Source organism: Zoogloea oleivorans (genome assembly GCF_008107625.1).
Taxonomy (GTDB): Bacteria; Pseudomonadota; Gammaproteobacteria; order Burkholderiales; family Rhodocyclaceae; genus Zoogloea; species Zoogloea oleivorans.
Map to the genome: position 1 here is coordinate 81786 of NZ_SDKK01000013.1, position 26020 is coordinate 107805.

Consider the following 26020-nt stretch of genomic DNA (forward strand, 5'->3'; position numbering starts at 1 on the left):
AAGATTGCCCTTGCCAACACCTGCAAGCAATTACAGGATCCGGAAGAAACTGCCGACGTGGATCAGTCAGTCCGGCCGGCGAAACGCCGCGTCGACCCACGCGGCGGCGCTGGCCCGGGTCAGCTTGAAGCCCGGCTCGACGCGCACCTCGGCCAGTTGCTCACCGAAAGCGTTGTGGGCGCCGAGGATGGCATAGGGTTCATATTCGTCGGGCACGATGTCGAGGGTGACGCTGATTGCCCCTTCGGCGGTGCTGACGGTGATGCTCTTGTGGAGCATGGCGTGGAGGTGCTGTTCGTGGCGACGCAGCACTTCGGAGGCGGTCTTGACCAGGGTATGGAAGGCCGAAACGTCGAGCGGCTTGGGATTCTTCTTGTCACGGCCCATCGTCCACGGGCCAACCAGGGCCGGTTCGGATTCGCCGTCCTTGATCATTTCCACGGCCCAGCCGTCATCGTCCTGGTTCTTGATGACGCGGGCCGTCCAGCCGTCCTCGCGCCACAGGCGGTCTTCCTTGATGGCAGCGGGCATGTCGGCCTCGGGGGCCTCGTTGATTGCATTGGATGTCATGGCCCGGATTTTACTGCGCGGCGGACATCACCGCCTCCGGATCCCAGACTTCGACCCGGTTGCGACCGCTGTGCTTGGCCCGGTAGAGTGCCTTGTCGGCATGGCGGATCAGCTCCTCGGCAAAGGTGCCGTGCCCCGGATAGGCCGAAACGCCGATCGACAGGGTCGCCTTCAGACGGAAGTTGCCAAAGGGCACGATCATTTCGCCAAAGGCAAGGCGCAGCTCTTCGGCACGCTCGATGGCCACCTCGAGGGGCATGGTGGGCATGAGCAGCAGGAACTCCTCGCCGCCATAGCGGCACGCCACGTCGGCGGAGCGGGCCATGCGGCCAAGCAGCATGCCCAGTTGCAGCAGGATCTCGTCGCCGGCCTGGTGGCCATAGGTGTCGTTGATCTGCTTGAAGTGATCGATGTCGATCAGGATCAGGGCCAGCGGCTGCCCTTCCCGCTTGCAGCGCGCCAGTTCCCGATCAAGGGTGCTGTCGAGGTAGCGCCGGTTGAACAGGCCGGTCAGTGCGTCGCGGTTGGCCTGCTCGCGGAGCTGATCCTGAAGCAGGTCGATTTCCTGAAGCTTCCGGTGCAGGGTCTGGTTGGCATCCACCAGCTCCGTTTCGCGCAGCCTCAAGGCCTCGCGGGTCAGGCGCAGCCGGCTGATGCGGGCAAAGCTGATGTTGCCCATCGCAATCAGATAGGCACTCAGGCCAACAATGCAGAAGAAGGTGGCGGGCCAGCCGGTGGCGGGCGACAGCGTGAAGCCAGACACCGCATAGCCAACCAGGGCGCCGGCCGGAAAGGCCAGCAGGGTCTTGCCGGCCCCGCGCCAGTTCATGTTGGCGGTGTTGTTGGAAATGGTCCCGAGGAAGGCCGAGAAGGTGATCCACAGGGGAAAACCGAGCGCAGCAACGGCCAATCCGAGCAGCACGGAGTCGATCAGCAGATTGTGCATTTCCGCCTCCAGCGGCTTACGAGCCCTGCATGCGCGGTAATACTGGAGGTGGGGATAGATCAGAAACAGCAGGACCAGCAGCGACCAGAGCCCCGGACTGTAGCTCTTGCCTGTACTGTGCAGGGCACTCGCCACGAACATCATCGCAAAAGCGACGGTACGCATGCGGTAGTGCATGCCTACCAGCCAGGGGTTTTTGTTGGGCGTATCGGCCATGGGCTTGTCAGTAAGGCCGACCCCGTGATGTGGGCCAGAGGTGTGCAGGACATCCAGTCAGGTTTGATTTTTGTTCGATGCTTCAGCTTACAGACGAAGCCCCGCTCCGTCACGCGCATGCCAGAATCCGTGCTGCCTCCAACCGTTTGACCACCGCAACCCAGAACAACACCATGTCCCCCCGCAAACTCAAGATTCACCAGCATCCCGCAGCCACACCGACCGGCCGTCATCCGCTGCTTTTCATCCACGGCGGCTATACCAACTCCTACTGCTGGCAGCATCACTGGATTCCCTTCCTCAACCAGCTCGGTTACGACTGCTACGCCCTCGACCTGTCCGGCCACGGCGACAGCGAGGGGCGCGAGCGGCTCAGTGACTTCGGGCTGGCGGACTACGCCGAGGATCTGGCCCAGGCCGTCACCACGCTGCCGTCGGCGCCGATACTGATCGGACACTCGATGGGCACGCTGGTGGCCCAGCGTTACCTGACGAGCGCCGGTACGCCCCTCGCTGCTGGCGTCGCCTTCCTGTCGCCCGTACCGCCCACCGGCACCAGCGGTTCGGCCAGCCGGCTGGCCATGCTGCACCCGGAATTCTTCACCGAAATGCCCAACGTGCTGTCCGGCGACACCACCGAGCACAGCATCCGGGTGATGGCCGAGGTGTACTTTGCTCCGGGCATGGCCCACGACGAGGTGGAGCAGTTCCTGCACATGGTTCAGGACGAATCCGACCACGCCGTCACCGAGATGGCCGTCCTGCCCTTCATGCCCATGGGCCGCCGGCCGGATATTCCGGCACTGGTAATGGGCGGCTCGGCGGATGAAGTGTTCCCCGCTTCGATGATGTTCTTCACCGCCCTGGCCTGGAAGGCCAAGACCATTACCGTGGAAGGTTCCGGCCACATGCTGATGCTCGACCCCCAGTGGGCCGCAACAGCCGGGATGCTGGCAGACTGGATCGAGACCATTCCGTAACCCGCCCTGCGGGTGTGCGCGCCAACACACATGGGCGGCGGGCCGACGGGCGTAAACTGGCGGGCATGACCCGGCCCGCACCATGAAACACGCTCCGCTCCGTGCCCATTTCGTCGCCCACCTGCACCGGCGGCGCATGGCGAGGCATTTTTTGCGCCTCGCCAGTTTCGAGCTGTTCCGCCATGTGCCGGTCAGCAAGGTGGTGCCGCCCGACCTGGCGGCCACCCTCAACGCCGCCGCCCGCGAGGACCCCGCCGCCCTCCTCGCCCGCCTGCACAGCCATGCGGATGGGCTCGACGCCGGCGAGGTCACGCGCATCCGCCGCCAGGCCGGCGAAAACGTCGTCGGCCACGAAAAGCCGATGCCCGCCTGGCTGCACCTGTGGCACTGCTACATCGACCCCTTCAACCTGTTGCTCAGCGTGCTGGCGGCGATTTCCCTGTACACCGGCGACCTCAAGGCCACCACGGTGATCGGCTGCATGGTGGTGCTGTCCACGCTGATCCGCTTCCTGCAGGAAAGCCGCTCCAGCAAGGCCGCCGACGCCCTCAAGGCGATGGTCGGCAACCAGGCCACCGTGCTGCGCCGCGCGCCGCCCGGCACCGTGCCGGATGCAGCGCCCACGGTGCACCTGGACATCGACGGCAGGCCGGCGCGGCACGTGGAAATTCCCCTGCGCGAACTGGTGCCCGGCGACGTGGTGGTGCTGTCGGCAGGCGACATGATCCCGGCCGACCTGCGCCTGCTCAGCGCCAAGGATCTGTTCATCGGCCAGGCGGCAATGACCGGCGAATCGCTGCCGGTCGAGAAGTTCGTCGCCCTGCGCGACGCGGCCACCAGCAGCCCGCTGGAACTCGACAACATCGCCTTCATGGGCACCAACGTGCTCAGCGGCTCGGCCACCGGCGTGGCCGTCGGCACCGGCGCCAACACCTATTTCGGCACCCTGGCCCAGCGGGTCGCCACCGTCGAGCGCGAACCCACCGCCTTCCAGGCCGGCGTGAACAAGGTCAGCTGGCTACTGATCCGCTTCATGGCGGTGATGACGCCGATCGTCTTCGTGCTCAACGGCTTCACCAAGGGCGACTGGCTGGAAGCCTTCCTGTTTGCCATGTCGGTCGCCATCGGCCTGACCCCCGAAATGCTCCCGATGATCGTCACGTCCACCCTCGCCAAGGGCGCCGTGCTGCTGTCGCGCAAGAAGGTCATCGTCAAGCGCCTCGACGCGATCCAGAACTTCGGCGCCATGGACGTACTGTGCACCGACAAGACCGGCACCCTGACCCAGGACAGGATCGTCCTGCAGCGCCACATCGACATCGACGGGCAAGACTCGCTGCCGGTACTCGAATACGCCTGGCTCAACAGCCACTACCAAACCGGCCTGAAAAACCTGCTCGACGTGGCCGTGCTGGCCCGCTCGGACGAACTCACCCGCCTCGACCCGGCCAACAACTATCGCAAGGTGGACGAGATCCCCTTCGACTTCCAGCGCCGCCGCATGTCGGTGGTGGTGGCCGAACGGGACGAGCGCCACCTGCTGATCTGCAAGGGCGCCATCGAGGAAATCCTGGCCGCCTGCACCCAGGTGCGCCGTGGCGAGACCATCGAGCCGCTGACGCCGGACATCCTCGCCCACATCAACGCCGTCACCGGCGCCATGAACGGCGACGGCCTGCGCGTGATGGGCGTGGCCATCAAGGAAACGCCGCCCGACCAGAGCGTCTACGGCGTCGCCGACGAAACCGGCCTGACCCTCGCCGGCTACGTGGCCTTTCTCGACCCGCCCAAGGAAACCGCCGCCCCGGCCCTCAAGGCCCTGCGGCTGAACGGCGTGACGGTGAAGGTGCTGACCGGCGACAACGCGCTGGTGACGGCGCGGGTGTGTCAGGAAGTCGGGCTGGAAGTCAGCGGCATGCTGCTGGGCAGTGACGTGGAGAAGATGGACGACGCCGCCCTCGGCCTGGCGGTCGAAAAGACCACCGTCTTCGCCAAGCTGTCGCCCACCCACAAGGAACGCGTGGTGCGGGCCCTGCGCGCCAACGGCCACGTGGTCGGCTTCATGGGCGACGGCATCAACGACGCGCCAGCCCTGCACGCCGCCGATATCGGCATTTCGGTGGATACGGCAGTAGACATCGCCAAGGAGGCGGCCGACATCATCCTGCTCGAAAAAAGCCTGCTGGTGCTCGGCGACGGGGTCATGGAAGGCCGCAAGACCTTCGCCAACATGCTCAAGTACATCCGCATGACCTCGAGCTCCAACTTCGGCAATGTCTTCTCGGTGCTGGTGGCCAGCGTCTTCCTGCCCTTCCTGCCGATGCTGCCGATGCACCTCTTGCTGCAGAACCTGCTCTACGACGTGTCCCAGACCGGCATTCCCTTCGACAACGTGGACGAGGAATTCCTGCGCACCCCCCAGCACTGGGACACAGACGGCCTGGGGCGCTTCATGGTGTGCTTCGGCCCGCTCAGTTCGCTCTTCGACGTGGCCACCTTCGGGCTGATGTGGTTCGTCTTCCACGCCACCACGCCGGCCGCGCAAACGCTGTTCCAGTCGGGCTGGTTCATCGAGGGATTGTTGTCGCAGACGTTGATCGTGCACATGATCCGCACCCGCAAGCTGCCCTTCGTGCAGAGCCGTGCATCGTGGCCGCTGATCGCCATGACCAGCGCGACGATGCTCACCGGCATCGCCATCGTGATGGGTCCGCTGGCCCACTACTTCAAGCTGCAGGCGCTGCCGGCGGAATACTTCCTGTGGCTGTCGGCAATCCTGCTGGGTTACATGGGGCTGACGCAGCTGATGAAGGGGATGTATACGCGGCGCTACGGGTGGCAGTGAGGCTGCCTGGGGGGGTGTAGTCGGACTGAAGTCCGACCCACAAAATCGGCGACCATCCCTGCAGGTCGGACTTCAGTCCGACACCCCCGCTACGGCCGGTCGACCATCACATAGCGTTTGTACACCCGCTCCAGCACCTCAAACGTACCGATGAAGCCGGCCGGAATGACCCCGGCCTCGCCGGGACCGAACTCGCGGGCGTTGCCGGCCGTATCGACAATGCGCAGACGCCCGCTGATCACCTGGAAAAACTCGTGGCGGCCGTCGTGAAAAGCGATCCGCCGGGCGCCGGGTTCGCACTCCCAGTCGCCCATCGACAAGGCACCACTGTCGGCGCTGTAACGTTCGGCGGTCAGGCGCAGGGGTGGCGCACCGATGGCCCGGCTGAGGGCCGGGCGGTCTTCGACGACATCGGGCGCCGGATCGGAAAAATGGAGAATGGGAGACATTGCTGCAGATGCGGGAGAGCGTGGCGAAGTCTTGCACGAACCAGTCCGGCAGCGCAGGCTCCACCAGGGTTTGTCGGACTGAAGTCCGACCCACGGGAATTCGGGGGGCGGACGCGACAGCCGCGTTAGAACAGCTCGACGTCGTCGCCCTTGTCCTTCATTTCGGCCTTGTAGTTGTTCAGGGCTTCCTTCACCGGCATGCCCTTCATCACCGCGTTGAACATCTCGATTTCTTCGCGGGTGGAATACTTGGCGCGAATTTTTTCCTGCAGCGCGACCCATTCAAACGGGTTGTAGAGCTTGCGCTGGTCGGTGACGAGGCCAGTGAGGGCTTCGAGACTGTGCGAAACGTGGGCCAGGCGCTGGCTGAGCTTGTCGTAGAACTGGAAGGCGATGATCGACTTCTGGACCCGGCCGGCCACTTCGCCGGCGTGACCGATGAGGGACTCCTTGAGCTGGGCGGTAGCCGGGGAGTCGGGGAGTTGCTCGAGCGCCGTACCCATCATGCGCATGTAGCCGGCCATGGAGGTGAAGGAATCGGTCAGCACTTCCACCGAGCTGCCGCCTTCCTTCATCGCCGCATCAATCTGGCCGACGGCAAGTTCGAGCATCAGTACGGTTTCACGCACCTGGCTCCAGTCCAGGTCGGGCATGCTGGCGCTGGAACCGCGCCGTTCGTCTGCTGCTGTCATCGTCGTCTCCGGGTTTCAATCAGGTTCCCCGTTTTTCGGCACGGCTCCGAAAACCTTTAGGGCGGCATGGAAACCACCTCAGGCCGATCCGACAAAAACCGGCTCCGCCTCCAGATCGACACCGAAGCGCGCGCGTACATCCAGGCGCACCGCAACGCTGGCGGCCAGCACGTCGGCCCCCGTCGCCCCGCCGTGATTGACCAGCACCAGGGCCTGCTTCTCGTAACAGCCCACCGGGCCAAGGCGACGCCCCTTCCAGCCAGCCTGCTCGATGAGCCAGCCGGCCGCCAGCTTCATCCGGCCGTCGGCCTGCGGGTAGCTGGGCAGGCCGGGATGGGCGGCCGCCAGGCGGGCGTGATCTTCGGCACTCACCACCGGGTTCTTGAAGAAGCTGCCGGCATTGCCGATCTCGGCCGGGTCGGGCAGCTTCCGGCGACGCACGGCGATGACCGCGTCGGAAAGCTGTAGCGGCGTCGGTGCAGCAATGCCCTGCGCTTCCAGCTCGCGGCTCACGTCGACGTAGCCGGTAACGGGCTTCCACTTTTTGGGCAGACGGAAGGTGACTGCGGCGATCAGGTAGCGCCCTTTGCCTGCCTGCTTGAAAAAGCTGTCCCGGTAGCCAAAGGCGCAGTCGCGCTTGTCGAAGCCGACCGTCTTGCCGGTTTCGAGGTCGTAGGCGCGCAGGCTGTAAAAATACTCGGCCATCTCGAGGCCGTAGGCGCCGATGTTCTGCACCGGCGCGGCGCCGACCGTGCCGGGGATGAGGGACAGGTTTTCGAGGCCCGGCCAGCCCATTTCCAGCGTCCAGCGCACGAAATCATGCCAGTTCTCGCCACCGCCGGCGCGGATGTAGAAAGCCTCGGCGTCTTCCTGCACGCGGGTGCGGCCGTGGAAGGCCACGTGCAGCACCAGGCCCGGAAAATCGCCGGCCAGCACCAGATTGGAGCCACCGCCGATGACCAGCCGCGGCAGGCCCTGGATGCGTGGATCGTCAAGAATGGCGCGCAGGCCGTCCACGCTGTCCACCGCAGCAAACCAGGCGGCACGGGCCGGCAGGCGCAGGGTGTTGAAGCTGTCGAGGGCAACGTTCTGGCGGAGCAGGTCGGCGGAGGTGGTGGCGTGGCTCATTGGCGGACTTCGGCGAGGGATGCCGGTGCAGGCAGGCCCGGCGTGCGGCGACAGGGGTTGATGTCGAGCCCGCCGCGACGGGTGTAGCGGGCCCACACGGACAGCTCGGTGGGCTGGCACTGACGCAGGATGTCCACAAAAACCCGCTCGACGCACTGCTCGTGGAATTCGTTGTGCTGGCGGAAGGACACGATGTAGCGCAGCAGGCCTTCCCGGTCGATCGGCGCGCCTTGGTAACGCACCACCAGCATGCCCCAGTCCGGCTGGCCGGTAACCAGGCAGTTGGACTTGAGCAGGTGCGAATACAGGGTCTCGCCCACTTCCGGCTGGCTGTGGTCGGCGATCAACAGGGCCGGATCGGGCGAGTAACAATCGATGTCGATGTCGAGGGTATCGAGGAGCACCCCCTCCGGATAGCCGATGGGCCGCTCGGGGCGGGTGCTCAGGGGTTCGACCTGCACCGCCACCGGCGCACCGGCGGCGGCGGACAGATCGCGGGCGAGGGTGTCGGCCAGCTCGGCGGCACTGGCCACCCTGGTCTGGTTGAAGGAGTTCAGATACAGCTTGAAGGACTTGGACTCGATCAGGTTGGGCGAATCGGCCGGCACCCGGAAGCTCGCCAGAGCCACCACCGGCTTGCCGCGCGGGTCGAGCCAGGAGAGTTCGTAGGCGTTCCACAGGTCTTCACCGATGAAAGGCAGCGCGGCCGGCGCAATGCCGATCTCGTCGCGCTTGCCCTGGCGGGCGATGGGGAAGAGCAACTCGGGCGCGTAGTGCTCGGCGTAGGCAACGGGCTTGCCGAGGGGCGAGGCGCCGGGATGGGAAGGAGCGTGGCTCATGACTTGCGCAGTGCAGTGAGGAGTTTCTGGCCGGCGCGGCCGTCGACGGTGTGGCCAAGACGCTGCTGTTCGACGCGGATGGCCGCCCGGCTGGCGTCGCCGAGCATGCCGTCGACGGTGCCGATGGCGTGGCCGCGGGCGATCAGCAGGGTTTGCAGTTCGCGGCGTTCGGCGCGCGACAGGCCAAGGTCGTCGGTCGGCCACGGGGTCACGAAAGGCTGGCCGCCCTTCAGGCGATCGGACAGATGGGCGATGGCCAGCGCGTAGCTCTCGGCGGCGTTGTAGCCGTAGATCGCGTCGAAATTGCGGAACACCAGAAAAGCCGGGCCACGCGGCCCCGCCGGCAGCAACACGCCGGCCGGGGCCTCGCTGGCGGGCAGCGGACTACCGTCGATGCGCTTCACGCCGCGGGCGCTCCAGCTGGCTACCGCCTGCTTGTTGCGGCGGCCAGCCAGGCTGGCGTCAAAGCCGGCGGGCAGCTGGACTTCGTAGCCCCAGGTTTCGCCTTCGCGCCAGCCGGCCTTGTGCAGGAAGTTGGCGGTGGAGGCCAGCGCATCGGGGATGCTGCCGACCAGATCACGGCGGCCATCGCCGTCAAAATCGACCGCCAGACGCAGGAAGGTGGAGGGCATGAACTGGGTGTGGCCAAAGGCGCCGGCCCACGAACCGACCAGTTGCTCGGCCTTCACGTCGCCGGAGTCGACGATCTTCAGCGCGTCGTAGAACTCACCGCGGAAATAGGCCTGGCGCCGCCCGTAGCAGGACAGCGTCGACAGCGACGTGAGCAGCGGGCGCTGGCCGAAGTTGCGCCCGAAGTTGCTCTCCACGCCCCACACCGCCACCACCGTGGCCGGGTCGACCTTGTAGCGGGCCGACGCGGCAGCCAGCACCTCGGCCCACTGCTTGTGCAGGGCCTTGCCGTCGGCGACGCGCTCTTCATCGACCAGCCCCGACAGGTAATCCCAGATCGGGGTGCGGAATTCGGGCTGGTAGTCGAGGAAGTCGAGCACCTTCAGGTCGGGCGCAAGGCTGGCGGTGAGGCGCTCATAGGACGGCCCCGATACGCCACGACCCGCCGCGCCGCCCTTCAGCTCGGACAGGCAGGAGGCGAAGCGGGCCGGATCGGCGGGCTCGGCGGCATGGGTGGTAGCAGCGAAAAGCGTCGCGGCAAGAACGGCAAACAGTGATTTCATCAGCGGATAAAGGATTGCATGAGGGCGAAGAAGCGCCCGTAGAACTCGGCGTCAGTAACGGTTTCCTCGCCGACCTTGACCATGGATTCGTTGTTGCCGCCAAAGGGCAGCGACAGCGAGCCGATGCCGGTAACGCTGAGGCCGGTGCTGGCCGAGCCGGCCTTGAGCTCTTCGCGCAACTGACGCACGTTGGCGTAAACGGCCGAGCCGTCGCCCTCGGCAAGGCAGAACAGACTGAAGCTGAGCTGCACCTGGGTGCTGCGGTCGGGCTGGAAGTACTTGCGGGCGCGCACCGAATCGACCTTGCTCTCGTCGATCAGGTAGCCCTGGCTGAGCAAGGCCCGCCGGCCGGCTTCGCAGGCGGCGGTGGGAGACAGCTCGAAGGATTGCTCGAAGGGCGAATCAGGCGCGAAATTCTCGAGCCGGTAACTGTCGTCCTTGGGTTTCAACGTGCTGCTGCAGGCCGCCAGAAGCAGGCTGCAGAGCAACAGGATGACGCGGTGGTGCATGGATGGTGCTTTCCTGAGTCCGGTGAGGCCTGGCACGCGGCCGCTCAATGCGCCTCATCCCAGTTGTTGCCAACGCCCACTTCGGCAACCAGCGGCACGGAAAGTTGCGCCACGCCGGCCATCAGTTTCGGCAACTGCTCGCGGATCAGCGCGATTTCATCGTCCGGCACTTCGAGCACCAGTTCGTCGTGCACCTGCAGGATCAGGCGCGACTTGACACCGGCTTCCTTCAGCCACCGGGACGTGGCGATCATCGCCTTCTTGATCAGGTCGGCGGCGGTGCCCTGCATCGGCGCGTTGATGGCGGCCCGTTCGGCGCCCTGGCGGCGGCCGACCTGCTGGGCACGGATGTCCGGCAGGTGGAGTCGGCGGCCAAACACGGTTTCGACGTAGCCGTGGGTCTTGGCCTCCAGGCGGGTGCGCTCCATGTAGGCAGCGACGCCCGGATAACGCACGAAATAGCGCTCGATGTAGTTGGCGGCGGCGCCCCGGTCGATACCCAGGTTCTTGGCCAGGCCGTGGGCGCTCATGCCGTAGATCAGGCCGAAGTTGATCACCTTGGCGTAGCGGCGCTGCTCGCTGGTCACCTCCAGCGGGGTCACGCCGAAGATCTCGCCGGCGGTGGCGCGGTGCACGTCCTCGCCCTTGGCAAAGGCGTCCAGCAGGCCCGTGTCGCCGGACAGGTGGGCCATGATGCGCAGTTCGATCTGCGAGTAGTCGGCCGAGATGATGACATGGCCCTGGGGCGCGATGAAGGCGGCGCGGATGCGGCGCCCTTCCGGCGTGCGGATCGGGATGTTCTGCAGATTGGGCTCGGTGCTGGCAAGACGCCCGGTGACGGCCACCGCCTGGCTGAAGCTGGTGTGCACGCGGCCGGTCTTGGGGTTGACCATCTGCGGCAACTTGTCGGTGTAGGTGTTCTTGAGCTTGGCGAGGCTGCGATGCTCGAGCAGCAGCTTGGGCAGCGGATAGTCGTCGGCCAGTTGCGACAGCACGTCCTCATCCGTCGACGGCTGGCCGGTAGCGGTTTTCTTGACCACCGGCAGGCCGAGCTTGGTGAACAGGATTTCGCCGAGCTGCTTGGGCGAACCCAGGTTGAAGGGCTGGCCGGCAAGGACGTGGGCTTCATTCTCCAGGTCGTAGAGGCGGCGGCCGAGTTCTTCGGAATGCTGGGCGAGCAGGAAGGCATCGATCAGTACACCGGTGCGCTCCATCTCGAAGAGCACCCGCGCGGTGGGCAGCTCGATGTCACGATACAGCGCGGCAAGGGCGGGCTCGGCGGCCAGCTGGGCCGCCAGGTTGTGGTGCAGGCGCAGCGTGATGTCGGCGTCTTCGGCCGCGTATTCGGTAGCGCGGGCCAGTTCGACCTCGCCGAAGCCGATCTGCTTGGCACCCTTGCCACACACCTCGGTGTAGGTCAGGGTCTTGAGGCCCAGGTGGCGGCTGGCCAGCGAGTCCATGTCGTGGGACTTGTCGCTTTCGAGCACGTAGGACTCGAGCAGCGTGTCCTCAGTAATCCCGGCCAGGGCGATGCCGTGGTTGGCAAGGATGTGACAGTCGTACTTGAGGTTCTGGCCGAGCTTGTGGTGGGCGTCGGATTCGAGCCAGGGCTTGAGCTTGGCCAGCACCTCGGCCAGCGGCAGCTGGGCCGGGGCGTCGGCGTAGTGGTGGGCCAGCGGCAGGTAGGCGGCTTCGCCCTCGACGATGGCGAAGGACATGCCGACCAGCGTGGACGCCATCGGGTCGAGGCCGGTGGTTTCGGTGTCGAAGGCAGTGAGTTCGGCAGCGGAAATCTTCACCAGCCAGGCGTCGAAGGCAGCCCAGTCGAGCAGGACTTCGTAGCCGCTGCGATGGGCGCCGGGCTCACCCCGGGCTTCGACGACGACGGCTTCATCGGCCACGGCGGCCGGCGCGCGATGGACGCCCAGCTCCAGCTCCTTCAGCCAGCCCTTGAAATCCATGCGCCGATAGATGACGGCCAGCGCTTCCTTGTCGTCCTCGCGGGCAGCCAGCTCCGGCAGCGTCACCGGCAGCGTCAGGTCGGTCACCACCGTGACCAGCCGGCGGCCGAGAGGCAGGAAATCCAGGTGCTTCCTCAGGTTCTCGCCGACCTTGCCCCCGACCTTGTCGGCGTTGGCGATCAGGTTGTCGAGGGTGCCGTATTCGGTGAGCCACTTCACCGCCGTCTTGGGGCCGCACTTCTCGACGCCGGGCACGTTGTCCACGGTGTCGCCGATGAGGGTCAGGTAATCGACGATGAGGTTTGGCGGCACGCCGAACTTGGCGGTCACGCCGGCCTCGTCGAGGACTTCCTCACTCATGGTATTCACCCAGCGTACGCCGGGCTGGACGAGCTGGGTCAGATCCTTGTCGCCGGTGGAAATCACCACCTCCCAGCCGGCCGCGACGGCCTGGCGGGTCAGTGTGCCGATCACGTCGTCGGCCTCGACGCCGTCTTCCATCAGCAGCGGCCAGCCTTCGGCCTTCACGGCTTCGTGCAGCGGTCCGATCTGGGCGCGCAGGTCGTCGGGCATGGACGGGCGCTGGGCCTTGTAGTCGGGAAACCAGTCATCGCGGAAGGTCTTGCCCTTGGCATCGAATACGCAGGCGCGGTATTCCGCCTTGTAGTCGGATTCGAGGCGACGTAGCATGGACAACACCCCGCGCACGGCGCCGGTGGGCTCGCCCGCCGAGTTACGCAGATCGGGCAGGGCGTGGAAGGCGCGGTACAGGTAACTGGAACCGTCGACGAGCAGCAGGGTCGGCATGGGTAAACGGGAAGGAGCGGGCCAGCCGTTCCCTCCTCACTCCTCAATCAGAAAAACAATGACGGCAAAAAACAAACTTCCCCGGATGGTGCCGAATACGGCAGCGCAGAACTTCACGGCCAGGGAGTCGTGGCGGATCTTCGGGATTATGGCAGAGTTCGTCGAGGCCACTGAACGCCTCAAGCCGATCCGCCCGGCGGTCTCGATCTTCGGCAGCGCCCGCACCAAACCCGACCATCCCTACTACGCGCAGACCGAAAAAATCGCCCGCCTGCTCTCCGATGCCGGCTTCTCGGTCATCTCGGGTGGCGGCCCGGGCATCATGGAGGCGGCCAACAAGGGCGCCTATTTCGGCAAGTCGCCCAGCGTGGGGCTGAACATCCAGCTCCCGATGGAGCAAAAGGCCAATCCCTACCAGGACATCTCGCAAACCTTCCAGCACTTCTTCGCGCGCAAGTTCATGTTCGTGAAGTTCGCGGTGGCCTACGTGGTGATGCCTGGCGGCTTCGGCACCCTCGACGAGATGCTCGAAGCGATGACGCTGATCCAGACCGGCAAGAGCCGCAACATCCCGGTGATCCTGGTCCACGAACCCTTCTGGCGCGGCCTGCTGGACTGGTTCAAGGACCGCCTGGTCAGCGAGGGAATGATCAACCCGGACGACCTGAACCTGGTCCAGGTGATCGATGAACCCGAAAAAGTGGTGGATGCGATTTTCGCCCATTACCAGAGCCGGGGCTTCCTGCCGCTGCCGGAAGAACACGAGCTGATGCTCAACCTCTGACCGGCCAGACGCGCAGGTTACAATTCCGGCATAGCCAGGAGAAAAACATGCCCCGCGTACCCTATTTCGCAGCCCTGCTGCTCGCCCTCACCGCCTCGGCCTGGGCCCAGCAAGCACCGAAACTCGAACCCCTGCCCGAACCACCTCCGCCGCCCCCGGGCATGGAGCTCGACCAGGCCCAGGAACCGCAGGTCACCATCATCAAGAAGGGCGAAGACACGGTGGAGGAATACCGGGTTAACGGCCAGCTCTACATGGTCAAGGTCACCCCGCCGGGCGGCATTCCCTACTACCTCTTCGACGATGTCGGCAACGGCGACTTCACCCGTCGCGACGCCCAGGACACCGGGCTGCGCGTGCCCAAGTGGATCATCAAGAAGTGGTGAGCACCGAAGCCCGCCATGAAAAACGCAGACTGGCCTATCTCGAGCGCACAAGCATATGGAGGGGTTCTACTTTGCAGAACTGGACAGGTTCTACTTCGTGAGCCTGCCAACCACTTTGACGGTTATGTCTGGACCTTCGCGAAGGGCAGACCTGACAGTGGAGAAACCCCGGAAGAGACAGCCTTACGTGAGGTCAAGGAAGAAACCGGCTACACCGCCGAAGTCGTCGATGTGCTCCCAGGCATCTTCCATAGCGGACTCAGCAGCAATGCTTATTTCGTCATGCGTCATCTGGGCCCCCAAGGGAGCCTGCAGTGGGAGACGACGAGCACCCGCTGGGTGAGCTTTGAAGTCGCGGCCGATCTCATCTCAAAAACAAGCAACGTGAAGGGGCGACAGCGTGACTTGGCCGTCCTCGCCACAGCCAAGAATTGGTTCGACACCAATCAGATTTCAGTGCTGTCGGACGTCGAGCAAGATTTTGCCCCGCCGGCGCCAAAGTCTGACAAACATATTCAGTGAATACCCTGAAAAGCATACTCCCCGCTCGGAGTCTGATTTCAATGAGCCATGTTGTCGCATCGCCCAAAACGATACAAATCTTCCTGCCGTTTGGCGACCCCCAAGCGATACGGGTCGCTGAAATCACAACCCGAATTGTTCGGGTGATGGAGGTTCCGCGCTCCTTGACCACTACATGGAAACGACCCTACTGGTAGGCGATAGCGCCATGGCGCACCGCCCCCCTTCTTGGATTGCCTCCGGGTCTTTCTCTTATCGACTTAGTGACACGGCGCCGAAGAAATCACTTCAAACCTCAGGAAAACTGCCGCCCACTGCTTTGGCAAAGATGCACATTGCGCCGCCTTATGCAAGTGCCACTCTACATAGCCTTATTGAGAACCACGTGGCACAGTACATCTGCGATGTACTCTAGAAAGGTATACGGCATCATGTTCAACATTATGTGGTTGATCAACTCTGTCTTGTTCGGTGGACTCGCTTATTTCCTAATTGCCAACACTTCTGATCTAAAGGGAGCCACCTTCTTTACATTTCTTGGCATTGGGGTCGGGCTCATTTCGCTTTTTTCCTTATTAAAGCATTCATTAAACCAAATTCCGATACTGCATCGCTTGACGCGAACCCAAAGCTACAACCCAAGCCCAAACCAAAGAACGCTGCAGATCAAATCCGCGAGAGTGCTGCTAGGACACTTCAGCGCATTAAGGACAAGGCGCTGGGCAAACCATTGATCGCTGTTTATGTTGGCGGAAGTGGCATCCCCCTCAAATCCGGCTCTGCATTTTATTTGAGCTGCAGAAAAGACAGCTTTGCGATCAGTCATGCCGTGTCAGATGAAGAGGTAGTACTTCCCTACCACAAGCTACTGCGCTTTGAGGTTGAAGGGCCGGGGACTGAAGTGACTAACGCTGGCTTGATCGGAGGGGGATTCGGCTGAACTGCATGTGTGGCTCCTTGCGTAGTGAAGGCAAACGGCAGCCTTCTCAGCAAGGGATTCAATGAGCCACAGGATTTCTTTATGGCCTCTTCATTCCAGTCCGCGAATTTTAAGCTGGACCCAGGTTGTCCATGTCCCTAGTTATGAGTGTTTCGGGCTGTCCAATACAGTGGCATCATGTAGGCTTCGAAAAGCTTAAAGAACATGGGAGCGAACTATCATGGAGGTACTGGGCGGAATCCTCGCCATCATTGTTATCATCTTCTTCCTGAAGGCCATCGGCCGGGGAGGCAGCCAAACCTTCGACGACCCCAAGCCCATGACCGACCAGCATTTGCTCTCGGCCATCGCCGGACAGGCCGACTGGCTGGAAAAGATGAGCCGTTCCCCCATCGAGACGCAGCAGTCAGCCTCCATCGTCGAACTCGCCCGCAAGCGCCGCGGCTACATCGCGCAGCTTTGCCTCGAAGCCTGCGCCCGCGCCGACAGGGATGACGGACGCCCCATGTATCTCGGCGCCACCCGCTCGACCAACGCCTTCACGGAAGCTGCCGACTACGCCAAGGAACTGGCAGCCAAGGGCGTCAGCGGCGAAAACGCTGCCGTCCGCGCGGTCAAGGAAAAGATGTTCATCCCGAGCGGCGTAATCTACTCGTCGCACTGGGAAAGCTAGCCCCCGAGCCGGCATGAGCGTTCCGACACTCGGCTACGAAGACGATACGCAGCTCCCAAAGAGCGAGATTGCCCGCGTTCAGCTTGTCGAAGCCATTGCGCTGTTTCTCGCCGGTAACTACATCTGCTCGATCACTCTGGCGGGAGCCGCAGAGGCGATCTACGCTGGCATTCTCGCCGACGAGGGGATGACTTCCGCCGTCGAGGATTCAACCGCAGCCATTTGGCAAATCAGGGAGCGAACCCAATTCAGCCCGTTCGATGGCAAGGCAAAGAAGGCGGACATCTACAATGCCTGGAACGCCGCCAGAAACGATTTGAAGCACCATAGCAAGGGGCTGGCGTCGATCATCTCCCTCAATCTCTTCGACGAGGCCTATTGGATGATCAAAAGGGCTCTGGCAAATGCCTGCAAGCTCGGAGTGCCGATTGCCAATTCTCAGTATTTCGAGAATTGGGTCGTTCTCAACATCAACCTATAAATAGAAGGGGCCGAAAGTCTCAATAGGATCATATATGAATATGAAGCTCATAATCGGCGGCAGTTCCTTGGTCTTTGCCATTGCCATTGCAGTCCCGTTGACTGCGACGGCGCAAACGGCTGGAGAGAAGGTGAAGATCGAGAGGATGTCGAAATACATTGCCTCCATCGGCAAAAAGCTCGCCGGCAACAATGAAGCCATCAAATCAACCTCCATGAACTGGCCAGAGAATCCCGAGGCCAAGGAGGTCGCAGCCTTCAATGACGCTAAGCGGATCGGTGCCTTGTGGGAACTGGTGCATGTCCAGCGGAGCAATGAAGAGAAAGCCTTCCCGAATGCAAAGGATAATCAGGAACAGCTCGCGCTAAGCTTATTGAACCGACTCCTGTCCTTCTCGAAATACCAAACTTTTCTTGGTAATTCGAGCAACGATGTGATCGTCAAGGACTACATCGACGGCGAGATAGCCGACCTGAAAATGGTCTTCTCAGACAAGATGCCGGTAGGCCTGTATTTCAAGAGTCGCAAGATTCGTGAAGACAAATACTACTTGCTAACGATGCAGGAGAAGGAAATCGTCACCGAAATCTTGACCTTTAAGATATCGAAGAATGGCAAGCTCGAAGCGCTCGCCACGAAGACTTTCATGATTTCTCTTTTAGAGAGTTGCTACCAGAATATGGATGTCTGCGCGAAGCTGGCGGGCAAGTGATTTGAGGTGGGAAGCCAGACAGGAGTTGAATACAAATCGCTAGCAATCAACCTGACCACAATTATCTCATACAAGATCACTCAATCGTTGCGGTCCGTGATGCGGCTTAATCCATTCAGGTCAGTGCGCGTTCTGATAAAGGCTGTCGCCCCGTTAAATATCCATTCGGAATTCAGAATGACTGAGTTTAATTGATGCACGGGCAGTAATAATTTTTGCTAGGAGGCGCTATGCATCAGCCCAAAGTCGAAAAATCTGCGTTGTACATGATCCTGCCCATGATCCGAGAGCTGAAGAGCTTGGGGTTCGCCAATGTCAGGTTCTATTCATATTTGCGCTGGGTTCAAACTTTGATGGTTGTTCTCTACCAAGAAATGCCTTTCAAAGCACGCACTGGGGAGGCATTGGTCTATCCCAACCTTTTTAGGTGTGAGTATGGTTTTGACATGGCACCGAAATTCATAAGTGAGCGCGAGCCTGATTTGAACGAATGGGCAGGCAGTGGTTTGTCTGTACAGGAAATTGCCGCAAAATTTTCTGAGCTTTATTTGTGCGATCAGCAACCAGGGGAAGGGTGCTATTCCGAAGAATATTACCCGTGGCTAGATTCAGTAATGGATATCTGTCCTACTCAAGCCTTTCCCGTAACAGAGGAACCTGTTCCTGGTGGTCCATATAATTTCGGTGAAACGATAGAGTTTTATGGTGCCGATGAAGCTCATCGCGAGTCAGATATTCGGCGACCGCCAGGATTGAACAAAATGCTGGTACCGCAGCAAGCTATGGAGTCTGCAATTGCTTGGGACATTGCGCGAGCCAAGGCTAGGGAGCCAAGCAGATTCAAGATGTGGAATCAGAAACACACAAATTCCAATAAATAGTTTTAATCAAGGGCGCCCTCCCTCATTGATGGTGGCGAACGGCTGGAAGCAACCGGACGATTCTGTGAAATACGTTTCCTGCTTGATGACCCAACGGTTTTCCCATTTGGGCGGTACAGCCGACACCTTGGCACCCTCTTGCCCAATCACAAGAAAACATTCTCCATCCCACAGCCCGACATTTCCATTCGTGCCGCACCCGACATACCAGTGCCCAGTCTGAGCTGCTTCATTGGGATTTGCTGAACGTCCGTCATCGCCTACCCCTTTAGGCTTTCTTTGGCGTCAGCCATATTCACGCCTCCCACCATTCGCCGTCATGGCGATAAACCACGTTGCGGAACAATTCGCTGTACTTGTCCGTGGCGAAGCTGTGGGTAGGGATTATTAATGCACGAGGAGCCAAGCCTTCGGAGCCTGTCCGTATTTTTGTGTTTGAGGCCTACCATGCTCCCCGAAAGGAACATGTATGACCTCGAAGAAACAGAAGGTAGTGAAACCGGTGGTCGCAGCCTTGCCCGCGGCCGCGTCGGAATGGCTGGACCAGATCGTCACCGGCCCGATGACCGCAGAGTCCGTCGAAGAGGTGATGCGCGGCTTCAAGAAAGCACTGATCGAACGGGCCTTGGGCGCCGAGCTGAGCCACCACCTGGGCTACCCGGCAGGCGGTGCCAAACCGGATGCCACTGCCAATCAACGTAACGGCAGCAGCGGCAAGACCGTTCTGACCGATGACGGGCCGCTGCGCATCGACATTCCCCGTGACCGGGCCGGCCTGTTCGAGCCGCAACTGATCGGCAAGCACGAACGTCGCTTCAGCGGCTTCGACGACAAGATCATCGCCATGTACGCCCGCGGGATGAGTGTGCGCGAGATCCAGGGCTTTCTGGTGCAGATGTACAACACCGAGGTGTCGCCGGACTTCATCAGCAGCGTCACCGACGCCGTGATGGAAGAGGTTCTGCAGTGGCAGGGCCGCCCCCTCGAAGCGATGTACCCGGTGGTGTTCTTCGACGCCCTGCGGGTCAAGATCCGGGAAGACGCGGTGGTGCGCAACAAGGCGGTGTTCCTGGCCCTGGGGGTGCGCGCCGACGGCAGCCGTGACATTCTGGGCTTGTGGATCGAGAACACCGAAGGGGCCAAGTTCTGGCTCAAGGTCTTCAATGACCTGAAGGTGCGCGGCTGCCACGATATCCTGATTGCCGTTACCGACGGGCTCAAGGGCATGAGCGAGGCGCTGGAGGCGGTGTATCCCCAAAGTACCCTGCAGACCTGCATCGTGCATCTGCTGCGCAATAGCCTGAGTTACGCGGGCTACAAGGACCGACAGGGTCTGGCCCACGCGCTCAAGCCGATCTACCAGGCGGTGAGCGCCGAGGCGGCAGAGGCGGCCCTGGAGGCGTTTGCAGAAGGAGAATGGGGACAGCGTTTCCCGACCATCGCGGTGGCCTGGCAGCGGGTGTGGGAGCAGGTGATCCCGTTCTTTGCCTTCCCGCCGGATGTGCGCCGGGTGATCTACACGACCAACGCCATCGAGAGCGTCAATGCCCGGGTGCGCAAGATCATCAAGACGCGGGGGCACTTCCCGACGGACGAGGCGGCCACCAAGCTGATCTGGCTGGCGCTACGCAACATCACAGCCGAGTGGAAGAGGCCGATGACGTATTGGAAGAGCGCGATGAATCAGTTCGCCATTCTGTACACGGATCGCTTCATTCCGGCGATGGCGCGATGAACCCTGGGGATTCTTGCCCTGCCGCGGCAGGGCAAGAATCCCTAAAACCGCCTCGAACACAAAATTTCTGACACTCCCAAGCCTTCGGCAAAACGCTTCAAGTCCTTTGGGCTGGCATGTCCCGAGGTGTGTATGTGACGTATCTCGATGCCCAAGGTTTTCAGCCATGCTTCCGTCGAGGCATAGGTTCCCTGCTCAAGATAGCCCACCCACTGGGAATAGATTACGATGAACCGGCTCAAACCGGCCTTGAAAAAGTTCATCCCGGAGATGAACCGATTTGAATCGGGCTTCAAGCTGTTCAAGCCTGCACAACAAACAGTCAAAACCGCCCTGAAAGCCTTCAAACCCCGCCGGAAAGGGTTTGCCGAAATGTTAAACGCCCGTAACCGGGCGTTTAACAAGTTCACGTTTCAGATAAACCCGCTGCCCGTGACGGACAACCGGTTCAAACCGCTGCATCGACCACTGACACCTCGCGCCATCCCTCAGGGCGCCAGGCACTCGCAATGCAGGTAGATATGGCCCGGATCGTTCCACAAGGCCAGCGCCTCCAGCTCGGTGCGGATCTTCGCCAGCGTCTGCTCCACCACCGACGGCTTCGCCATCGCCAGTTCGCTCTCGTCGCCGTTATCCAGCAGCTTGGCCAGCAACTGATCGCGCGGCGACAGGGCCTTTTCCACGTAACTCACGTCATATTCCTTCAGCCCGGCCCTGACGGCAGCGGCCTTGAGGGCACTATCCAGCCCACCGAGCTTGTCCACCAGACCCTTCTCCTTGGCCTGGCTGCCCAGCCACACACGCCCCTGGGCGACCTCATCCACCGCCTCGACGCTCATCTTGCGACTCTTGCCGACCAGCCCCAGGAAGCGCTTGTAGCCGTGCTCGATGGTCTGCTGGAGCACGTTGGCTACCTGCGGATCGAGCGGGCGGCGCGGATCGAGCCCGCCGGACAGCGGCGTTGTGCCGATCCCATCCACCGCCAGCCCGAGCCGGGTCATCGGCCCCGACAGATCGGGCAGCATCGCGAAGATGCCGATGGAACCGGTGATGGTCGTGGGGCTTGCCCACACTTCGTCGGCTGCCATGCTGATCCAGTAGCCGCCGGAGGCCGCCACCGACCCCATCGAGACGATCACCGGCTTGCCGGCCTGACGGGTCAGTTCCAGCTCGCGGCGAATCACTTCGGAAGCAGTCGCGCTGCCGCCGGGGCTGTCCACCCGTAGCACCACGGCCTTCACGGCCTTGTCTTCGCGGGCCTGACGGATCAGCCCGGCCACCGTGTCGCCCCCCACCACACCGGGCGGCTGCTCGCCATCGACGATGGCGCCCTGGGCGACGATCACGCCGATCTTGTCGGCCGGATGGGCCGCGTCCTCGCGCAGGCGGGCCACGTAGGTCCCCAGGTCCACATGCCTGAAGCCCTTGCCGTCGTCCGTCGCGCCGACCTTGCCCTTGATGTAGTCACGCCACTCGTCAACCGTCTTGAGGCCATCCACCAGACCGGCATTGTGGGCCATCCTGGCCGCATCACCGCCAGCGGCGGCCAGCAGGCCAGGCGCATCGGTGACGTAACTGACCAGGTTCTGACCGGCTTTCGGGCGGGCCGCGGCGATGTCGGCCTGATAGGCCTGCCAGGCAGCATCCAGGTACACCTTGGTGGATTCCCGATCTTCCGCCGACATGTCGCTACGCGTGTAGGGTTCGACGAAGGACTTGTAGGTGCCAACCCGGAAGACCTGCATCTTCACGCCGGCCTGATCGAACAGGCCCTTGTAGTAGGTCGGAAAGCGCCCGAAACCGGACAAGAGCACATAGCCATCCGGATTCACGAAGACCTCGTCCGCCCGGGAGGCCAGGTGGTACTGGACCTGGTTGAAGTGTTTGCCGTAGGCATAGACCTTCTTGCCGGCCTGGCGGAATTCGCTCACCGCAGCACCAATCTCTTCCAGCTTCGACAAACCGGCACCGGCCAGCCCGTCAGTCTCGAGGACCAGCGCCTTGATGCGCGAATCGGTGGCGGCTGCACGGATCGCATCGACCACATCGCGCAGCAGCACCTGGTGGATGGCGTCGCCACCCTGCAGCACGCTCATCGGGCTGCGCACCGTGCGCTGCTCGACGAGCTGCCCGACCGGCGCGATGACCAGCGCCGCATCCTCGGGCAAGGGCGTCGGCCGGCTTGCCCACCAGCCGGCAACCAGAAACGCCACGATGGCAATGAACAACAGGTTAAGGCTCGCCCGGCGCAGGCTATCGACCACGCCCCAGACGCCCGACACCACTCTTCTCACGACACCCGGTCGTGCTTTCCGCTCCATCACACTCTCCAATGTTTGCCTCTCAGGCTCCGACCTGCGGCTGCCCGCAAGGTTTCCGGGGCCCGCCAATCCGGTAGAATCCCGCCATGTTTACCAATCCCACCCCCGACCAGATCCGCAGCCTGCTGCAGGAGGTCAAGCGCATCGCCGTCGTTGGCCTGTCGCCGCGCCCGGAACGCCCGAGTTACCGGGTTTCCCGAGCGATGCAGGGCTTCGGCTACCGCATCGTACCGGTTCGGCCGGCGGTTTCCGAAGTGCTGGGCGAAAAAGCCTATGCCACGCTGTCGGATATTCCCGAAAAGGTGGATATGGTGGATGTATTTCGCGCCGGCGACCAGATCGACCCGATCATCGACGAATGCATCGCCCTCGGCATCCCGCGCCTCTGGCTGCAGGATGGCGTCATCAACGAAGCCGCCGCCGAGCGCGCCCGCGCCGCCGGCATCACGGTGGTGATGGACCGCTGCGTGTGGCGCGACTACATGGATCTTCTCCCATGAGCAGCAAGCTCGCCTTTACCAAGATGCACGGCCTCGGCAACGATTTCGTGGTCATCGACGCAGTACGCCAGCACATCGAACTCACCGAAGCGCAGGTGCGCTACCTGGCCGACCGCCACTTCGGCGTCGGCTGCGACCAGTTGCTGATCGTCGAAGCGGCCCAAACACCGGGCGTCGATTTCCGCTACCGCATTTTCAACGCCGACGGCGGCGAAGTCGAACAGTGTGGCAACGGCGCGCGCTGCTTCGCCCGCTTCGTGTTCGACCAGGGCCTCACCGACAAGCGCGAGATCCGCGTCGAGACCAAAAAGGGCATCATCACGCCGCGCCTTGAGGCCGACGGCAACGTGACCGTGGACATGGGCGTGCCGGTGCTGAATCCCGCCGACGTACCCTTCGTCAGCGAGTCCGATGCGTATGTGCAGCCGCTCGACGTGGCCGGCAACACTATTGCCATCACCGCCGTCAGCATGGGCAACCCGCATGCGGTGCAGGTGGTGGCCGATGTCGATACCGCGCCGGTGGCCGAACAGGGCCCGCTCATCGAGCACCACCCGCGCTTTCCTGCCCGCGTGAATGCCGGTTTCCTGCAAGTGGTGGACGATCACCACGTGCGCCTGCGCGTCTTCGAGCGCGGCGCCGGCGAAACCCTGGCCTGCGGCACCGGCGCCTGTGCGGCGGTAGTGGCCGGCATCCTGCGCGAACTGGTGGTGTCACCGGTGACCGTCGAAACCCGCGGCGGCGAGCTCACCATCGCCTGGAACGGCGTCGGCACCCCGGTGATGATGACCGGCCCGGCGGTCAGTGTCTTCAGCGCCGACATCACGCTTCCCTGAATCTCCAAGCCCACTTCCAACCCGGCCCAACGCCATGAAAGCTTCCGACGTCATCGAGTTCCTGCAGGCAAACCCCGAATTCTTCGACAAGAACTCGACCCTGCTGACCGACCTGACGGTGACCCACCCCAACAACGGACAGGCCATCTCCCTCACCGAGCGCCAGCTGATCGCCCTGCGCGACCGCATCGCCCAGCTTGAGGACAAGTTCGCCGAGCTGCTGGCCTTTGGCGAAGAGAACGACGGCATCAGTGAAAAGGTGCATCGCCTGGGCCTGTCCCTGCTGGAAGCGGAAGACTTCGAATCGATCCGCCAGGCCATCTACGTGCACCTGCAGGAAGATTTCTCGGTGCCCCACGTCGCCTTCCGGGTGTGGAACAGCGTGCTGTCGCGCAGCGGGCCGGAGTTTCTGGCGGTTGGCGAGGAAGTGCGCTTTTTCACCGGCGATTTGAACCAGCCTTATTGCGGCGCGCCCACCCTGCGCGAAATCGGCAACTGGTTCGGCCCCGCCGGCAAGCTGATCCGCTCGGTGTCGCTGGTGCCCCTGCGCCGCGACGAGCAGACCTTCGGGCTGCTGGCCCTGGGCAGCGAAGATCCGGAACGCTTTTATCCCGAGATGGGCACGCTGTACGTGACGCGCATCGGCGAGATGGTGTCCTGCGCCCTCCGCCGCCAACTCGGCTAGACAGGGAGCCTAGCCTGTGGGTCGGACTTCAGTCCGACTCGACTGGCTAACCCCGTGCTGTCGGACTGAAGTCCGACCCACAGTTCGTGCCCCTTCGGCGCGTCCTCATTTTCTTTTTTACACCTGATTTTTCGCTCCCACCATGGCTGAACTCATTCTCAAATCCGGCAATGACCGGTCCGTGCTTCGTCGTCACCCCTGGATCTTCGCCGGCTCGGTAGACCGGCTGGAAGGGCGGGCGCGGCCGGGCGACACGGTGCTTGTGCAGGATTCGCGCGGCAAGCCGCTGGCGCGGGCAGCGTGGTCGCCGGAGTCGCAGATCCGGGCGCGGGTGTGGAGTTTCGATCCCGACCAATCAATTGATCACGCCTTCATCAAGCGGGCGGTGGCCACTTCCGTGGCGCGGCGGGCGGCCCATCCGTGGCTGGCCGGGCAGGAAGGCGTACGCCTGATCCACGGCGAATCCGATGGCCTGCCGGGCGTCATTGCCGACCGTTACGGCGCCGTGGTGGTGGTCCAGCTGACCAGCGCAGGCGCCGACAAGTGGCGCGATGCCATCGTTGCCGGGCTGGTCCAGGCCACCGGCTGCAGCGCGGTGTATGAACGTTCGGACTCCGATGTGCGCAAGCTCGAAGGCCTCGGCCCGGTCACCGGCCTGGCTTACGGCGAACTGCCGGAAGGCGGCCTGACCATCGTCGAGAACGGCGTGCGCATGGAAGTGGACGTGGTCGGCGGCCACAAGACCGGCTTCTACCTCGACCAGCGCGAGAACCGCCACCTCACCGGCCAGTTGGCAGCCGGGCGCGACGTGCTCAACTGCTTCTGCTACACCGGCGGCTTCTCGCTGCAGGCACTGGCTGGCGGTGCCAGGAGCGTGATCTCCATCGACTCGTCCGGCCCGGCGTTGGCCGCGGCAGCGCGCAACCTGGCCCTCAACCCGCAACTCGACGCCAGCCGCGCCGAATGGCGTGAAGACGACGTCTTCCAGGCCCTGCGCAGCCTCAAGGCCGAAGGCCGCAAGTTCGACATGATCATCCTCGATCCGCCCAAGTTCGCCCCCTCGGCCGCCCACGCCGAACGCGCAGCGCGCGCCTACAAGGACATCAACCTGCTCGGCCTGCGCCTGCTCAACCCGGGCGGCATCCTGATGACCTATTCCTGCTCGGGCGGCATCGGGCTGGAAATGTTCCAGAAGATCGTCGCCAGTGCCGCCTCGGACGTGGGTGTCGAGGCGCGTATCATTCACCGCTTGTCTGCCGCGCCCGACCACCCGATCGGGCTGGCCGTACCGGAAGGCGAGTACCTCAAGGGGCTGGCCTGCCAGGTCTGAGCTGCGGCCAGGGGGCGTTGTTTTACAGAATGTAACGAAGGAAGGGGGACGTCTTCCGGCTGGTATACTGGTGAAATTGTGTAAAACTAGCCATTCTGG

Annotated in this window: 25 protein-coding genes; 15 read left to right on the top strand and 10 right to left on the bottom strand. The window is 62.8% G+C overall.

All coding sequences use genetic code 11. The annotated features are described in order from the left end of the window. Positions 1 to 66 precede the first annotated feature (66 nt). Both ETQ85_RS14670 and ETQ85_RS14675 read right to left on the bottom strand, forming a co-directional pair. The gene (locus ETQ85_RS14670; protein ID WP_148579819.1) at positions 67 to 570 is read right to left on the bottom strand and encodes a hypothetical protein; all 504 of its coding nucleotides are present in this window, start codon (positions 568 to 570) and stop codon (positions 67 to 69) included. A gap of 10 nt (positions 571 to 580) precedes the next feature. Next, entirely contained in the window at positions 581 to 1732 is a 1152-nt protein-coding gene (locus tag ETQ85_RS14675; RefSeq protein ID WP_148579820.1) for a sensor domain-containing diguanylate cyclase, read from the bottom strand. A gap of 173 nt (positions 1733 to 1905) precedes the next feature. Between ETQ85_RS14675 and ETQ85_RS14680 the strand changes: the two genes are divergently transcribed. Together ETQ85_RS14680 and mgtA are read left to right on the top strand one after the other, a co-directional pair. Then, positions 1906 to 2712 (top strand): alpha/beta hydrolase, encoded by an 807-nt coding sequence (locus ETQ85_RS14680; protein WP_187394721.1) that lies wholly within the window; start codon positions 1906 to 1908, stop codon positions 2710 to 2712. An 82-nt stretch (positions 2713 to 2794) separates the two neighbouring features. Further along, positions 2795 to 5557 (top strand): magnesium-translocating P-type ATPase, encoded by a 2763-nt coding sequence (mgtA, locus tag ETQ85_RS14685; RefSeq protein ID WP_148579822.1) that lies wholly within the window; start codon positions 2795 to 2797, stop codon positions 5555 to 5557. A gap of 89 nt (positions 5558 to 5646) precedes the next feature. Here mgtA and ETQ85_RS14690 read toward each other — a convergent pair whose 3' ends face one another. The 7 genes from ETQ85_RS14690 to polA all read right to left on the bottom strand — a co-directional run bounded on the left by ETQ85_RS14690 (position 5647) and on the right by polA (position 13135). Then, entirely contained in the window at positions 5647 to 6006 is a 360-nt protein-coding gene (locus ETQ85_RS14690) for a cupin domain-containing protein (RefSeq protein ID WP_148579823.1), read from the bottom strand. A gap of 125 nt (positions 6007 to 6131) precedes the next feature. Then, positions 6132 to 6698, bottom strand: a complete 567-nt coding sequence (locus tag ETQ85_RS14695) for a hypothetical protein (protein ID WP_148579824.1) — start codon at positions 6696 to 6698, stop codon at positions 6132 to 6134. 78 nt (positions 6699 to 6776) lie between these two features. After that, a complete protein-coding gene (murB, locus tag ETQ85_RS14700) occupies positions 6777 to 7826 on the bottom strand; it encodes a UDP-N-acetylmuramate dehydrogenase (protein WP_148579825.1) in 1050 nt (349 codons plus the stop codon). Beyond that, the gene (gene queF / locus ETQ85_RS14705) at positions 7823 to 8665 is read right to left on the bottom strand and encodes an NADPH-dependent 7-cyano-7-deazaguanine reductase QueF (protein ID WP_148579826.1); all 843 of its coding nucleotides are present in this window, start codon (positions 8663 to 8665) and stop codon (positions 7823 to 7825) included. The genes murB and queF overlap by 4 nt, the downstream gene beginning before the upstream one ends. Next, a complete protein-coding gene (locus tag ETQ85_RS14710; protein WP_148579827.1) occupies positions 8662 to 9858 on the bottom strand; it encodes a lytic murein transglycosylase in 1197 nt (398 codons plus the stop codon). The genes queF and ETQ85_RS14710 overlap by 4 nt, the downstream gene beginning before the upstream one ends. Then, on the bottom strand, positions 9858 to 10367 hold the full coding sequence (locus ETQ85_RS14715; protein ID WP_148579828.1) for a DUF2242 domain-containing protein: 510 nt from the start codon (positions 10365 to 10367) through the stop codon (positions 9858 to 9860). Before ETQ85_RS14715 ends, ETQ85_RS14710 begins: the two co-directional genes overlap by 1 nt. A 44-nt stretch (positions 10368 to 10411) precedes the next feature. Further along, positions 10412 to 13135, bottom strand: a complete 2724-nt coding sequence (polA, locus tag ETQ85_RS14720) for a DNA polymerase I (RefSeq protein WP_148579829.1) — start codon at positions 13133 to 13135, stop codon at positions 10412 to 10414. Between the two features lie 58 nt (positions 13136 to 13193). On the opposite strand from polA, the gene ETQ85_RS14725 reads away from it, so the two are divergent. The 9 genes from ETQ85_RS14725 (at position 13194) to ETQ85_RS14770 (ending at position 20768) form a co-directional block, all read left to right on the top strand. Continuing rightward, positions 13194 to 13919, top strand: a complete 726-nt coding sequence (locus tag ETQ85_RS14725; protein ID WP_148579830.1) for an LOG family protein — start codon at positions 13194 to 13196, stop codon at positions 13917 to 13919. Between the two features lie 47 nt (positions 13920 to 13966). After that, complete coding sequence (locus ETQ85_RS14730) at positions 13967 to 14305, top strand: DUF2782 domain-containing protein (protein ID WP_148579831.1); 339 nt, start codon at positions 13967 to 13969, stop codon at positions 14303 to 14305. Positions 14306 to 14320: 15 nt separating this feature from the next. Then, positions 14321 to 14827 (top strand): NUDIX hydrolase, encoded by a 507-nt coding sequence (locus ETQ85_RS14735; RefSeq protein WP_148579832.1) that lies wholly within the window; start codon positions 14321 to 14323, stop codon positions 14825 to 14827. Between the two features lie 1160 nt (positions 14828 to 15987). Then, positions 15988 to 16440, top strand: a complete 453-nt coding sequence (locus ETQ85_RS14745) for a hypothetical protein (RefSeq protein WP_148579833.1) — start codon at positions 15988 to 15990, stop codon at positions 16438 to 16440. Between the two features lie 13 nt (positions 16441 to 16453). Then, positions 16454 to 16921 (top strand): hypothetical protein, encoded by a 468-nt coding sequence (locus tag ETQ85_RS14750; RefSeq protein WP_148579834.1) that lies wholly within the window; start codon positions 16454 to 16456, stop codon positions 16919 to 16921. Positions 16922 to 16955: 34 nt separating this feature from the next. Further along, the gene (locus ETQ85_RS14755) at positions 16956 to 17633 is read left to right on the top strand and encodes a hypothetical protein (RefSeq protein WP_148579835.1); all 678 of its coding nucleotides are present in this window, start codon (positions 16956 to 16958) and stop codon (positions 17631 to 17633) included. Between the two features lie 230 nt (positions 17634 to 17863). Continuing rightward, the gene (locus ETQ85_RS14760) at positions 17864 to 18514 is read left to right on the top strand and encodes a hypothetical protein (protein WP_148579836.1); all 651 of its coding nucleotides are present in this window, start codon (positions 17864 to 17866) and stop codon (positions 18512 to 18514) included. A gap of 469 nt (positions 18515 to 18983) precedes the next feature. Next, positions 18984 to 20249 (top strand): IS256 family transposase, encoded by a 1266-nt coding sequence (locus ETQ85_RS14765; RefSeq protein WP_148579837.1) that lies wholly within the window; start codon positions 18984 to 18986, stop codon positions 20247 to 20249. 228 nt (positions 20250 to 20477) lie between these two features. Beyond that, positions 20478 to 20768, top strand: coding sequence for a hypothetical protein (locus ETQ85_RS14770; protein WP_148579838.1), 291 nt, complete (start codon positions 20478 to 20480; stop codon positions 20766 to 20768). Here ETQ85_RS14770 and sppA read toward each other — a convergent pair. After that, positions 20738 to 22570 carry a signal peptide peptidase SppA gene (gene sppA / locus ETQ85_RS14775; protein WP_148579839.1) on the bottom strand — a complete coding sequence of 611 codons (1833 nt, stop codon included), beginning with the start codon at positions 22568 to 22570 and terminating at the stop codon, positions 20738 to 20740. The two genes, ETQ85_RS14770 and sppA, sit on opposite strands and share 31 nt — an antisense overlap. Before the next feature lie 86 nt (positions 22571 to 22656). Here sppA and ETQ85_RS14780 point away from each other — a divergent pair, with 86 nt between their 5' ends. From ETQ85_RS14780 to ETQ85_RS14795, 4 genes are all read left to right on the top strand, one after another. Further along, entirely contained in the window at positions 22657 to 23070 is a 414-nt protein-coding gene (locus ETQ85_RS14780; RefSeq protein ID WP_148579840.1) for a CoA-binding protein, read from the top strand. Next, positions 23067 to 23906, top strand: a complete 840-nt coding sequence (gene dapF, locus ETQ85_RS14785) for a diaminopimelate epimerase (RefSeq protein ID WP_148579841.1) — start codon at positions 23067 to 23069, stop codon at positions 23904 to 23906. The genes ETQ85_RS14780 and dapF overlap by 4 nt, the downstream gene beginning before the upstream one ends. 34 nt (positions 23907 to 23940) lie before the next feature. After that, entirely contained in the window at positions 23941 to 24591 is a 651-nt protein-coding gene (locus tag ETQ85_RS14790; protein WP_148579842.1) for a DUF484 family protein, read from the top strand. A 142-nt stretch (positions 24592 to 24733) separates the two neighbouring features. Continuing rightward, positions 24734 to 25921 (top strand): class I SAM-dependent rRNA methyltransferase, encoded by a 1188-nt coding sequence (locus ETQ85_RS14795; RefSeq protein WP_148579843.1) that lies wholly within the window; start codon positions 24734 to 24736, stop codon positions 25919 to 25921. Positions 25922 to 26020 lie beyond the last annotated feature (99 nt).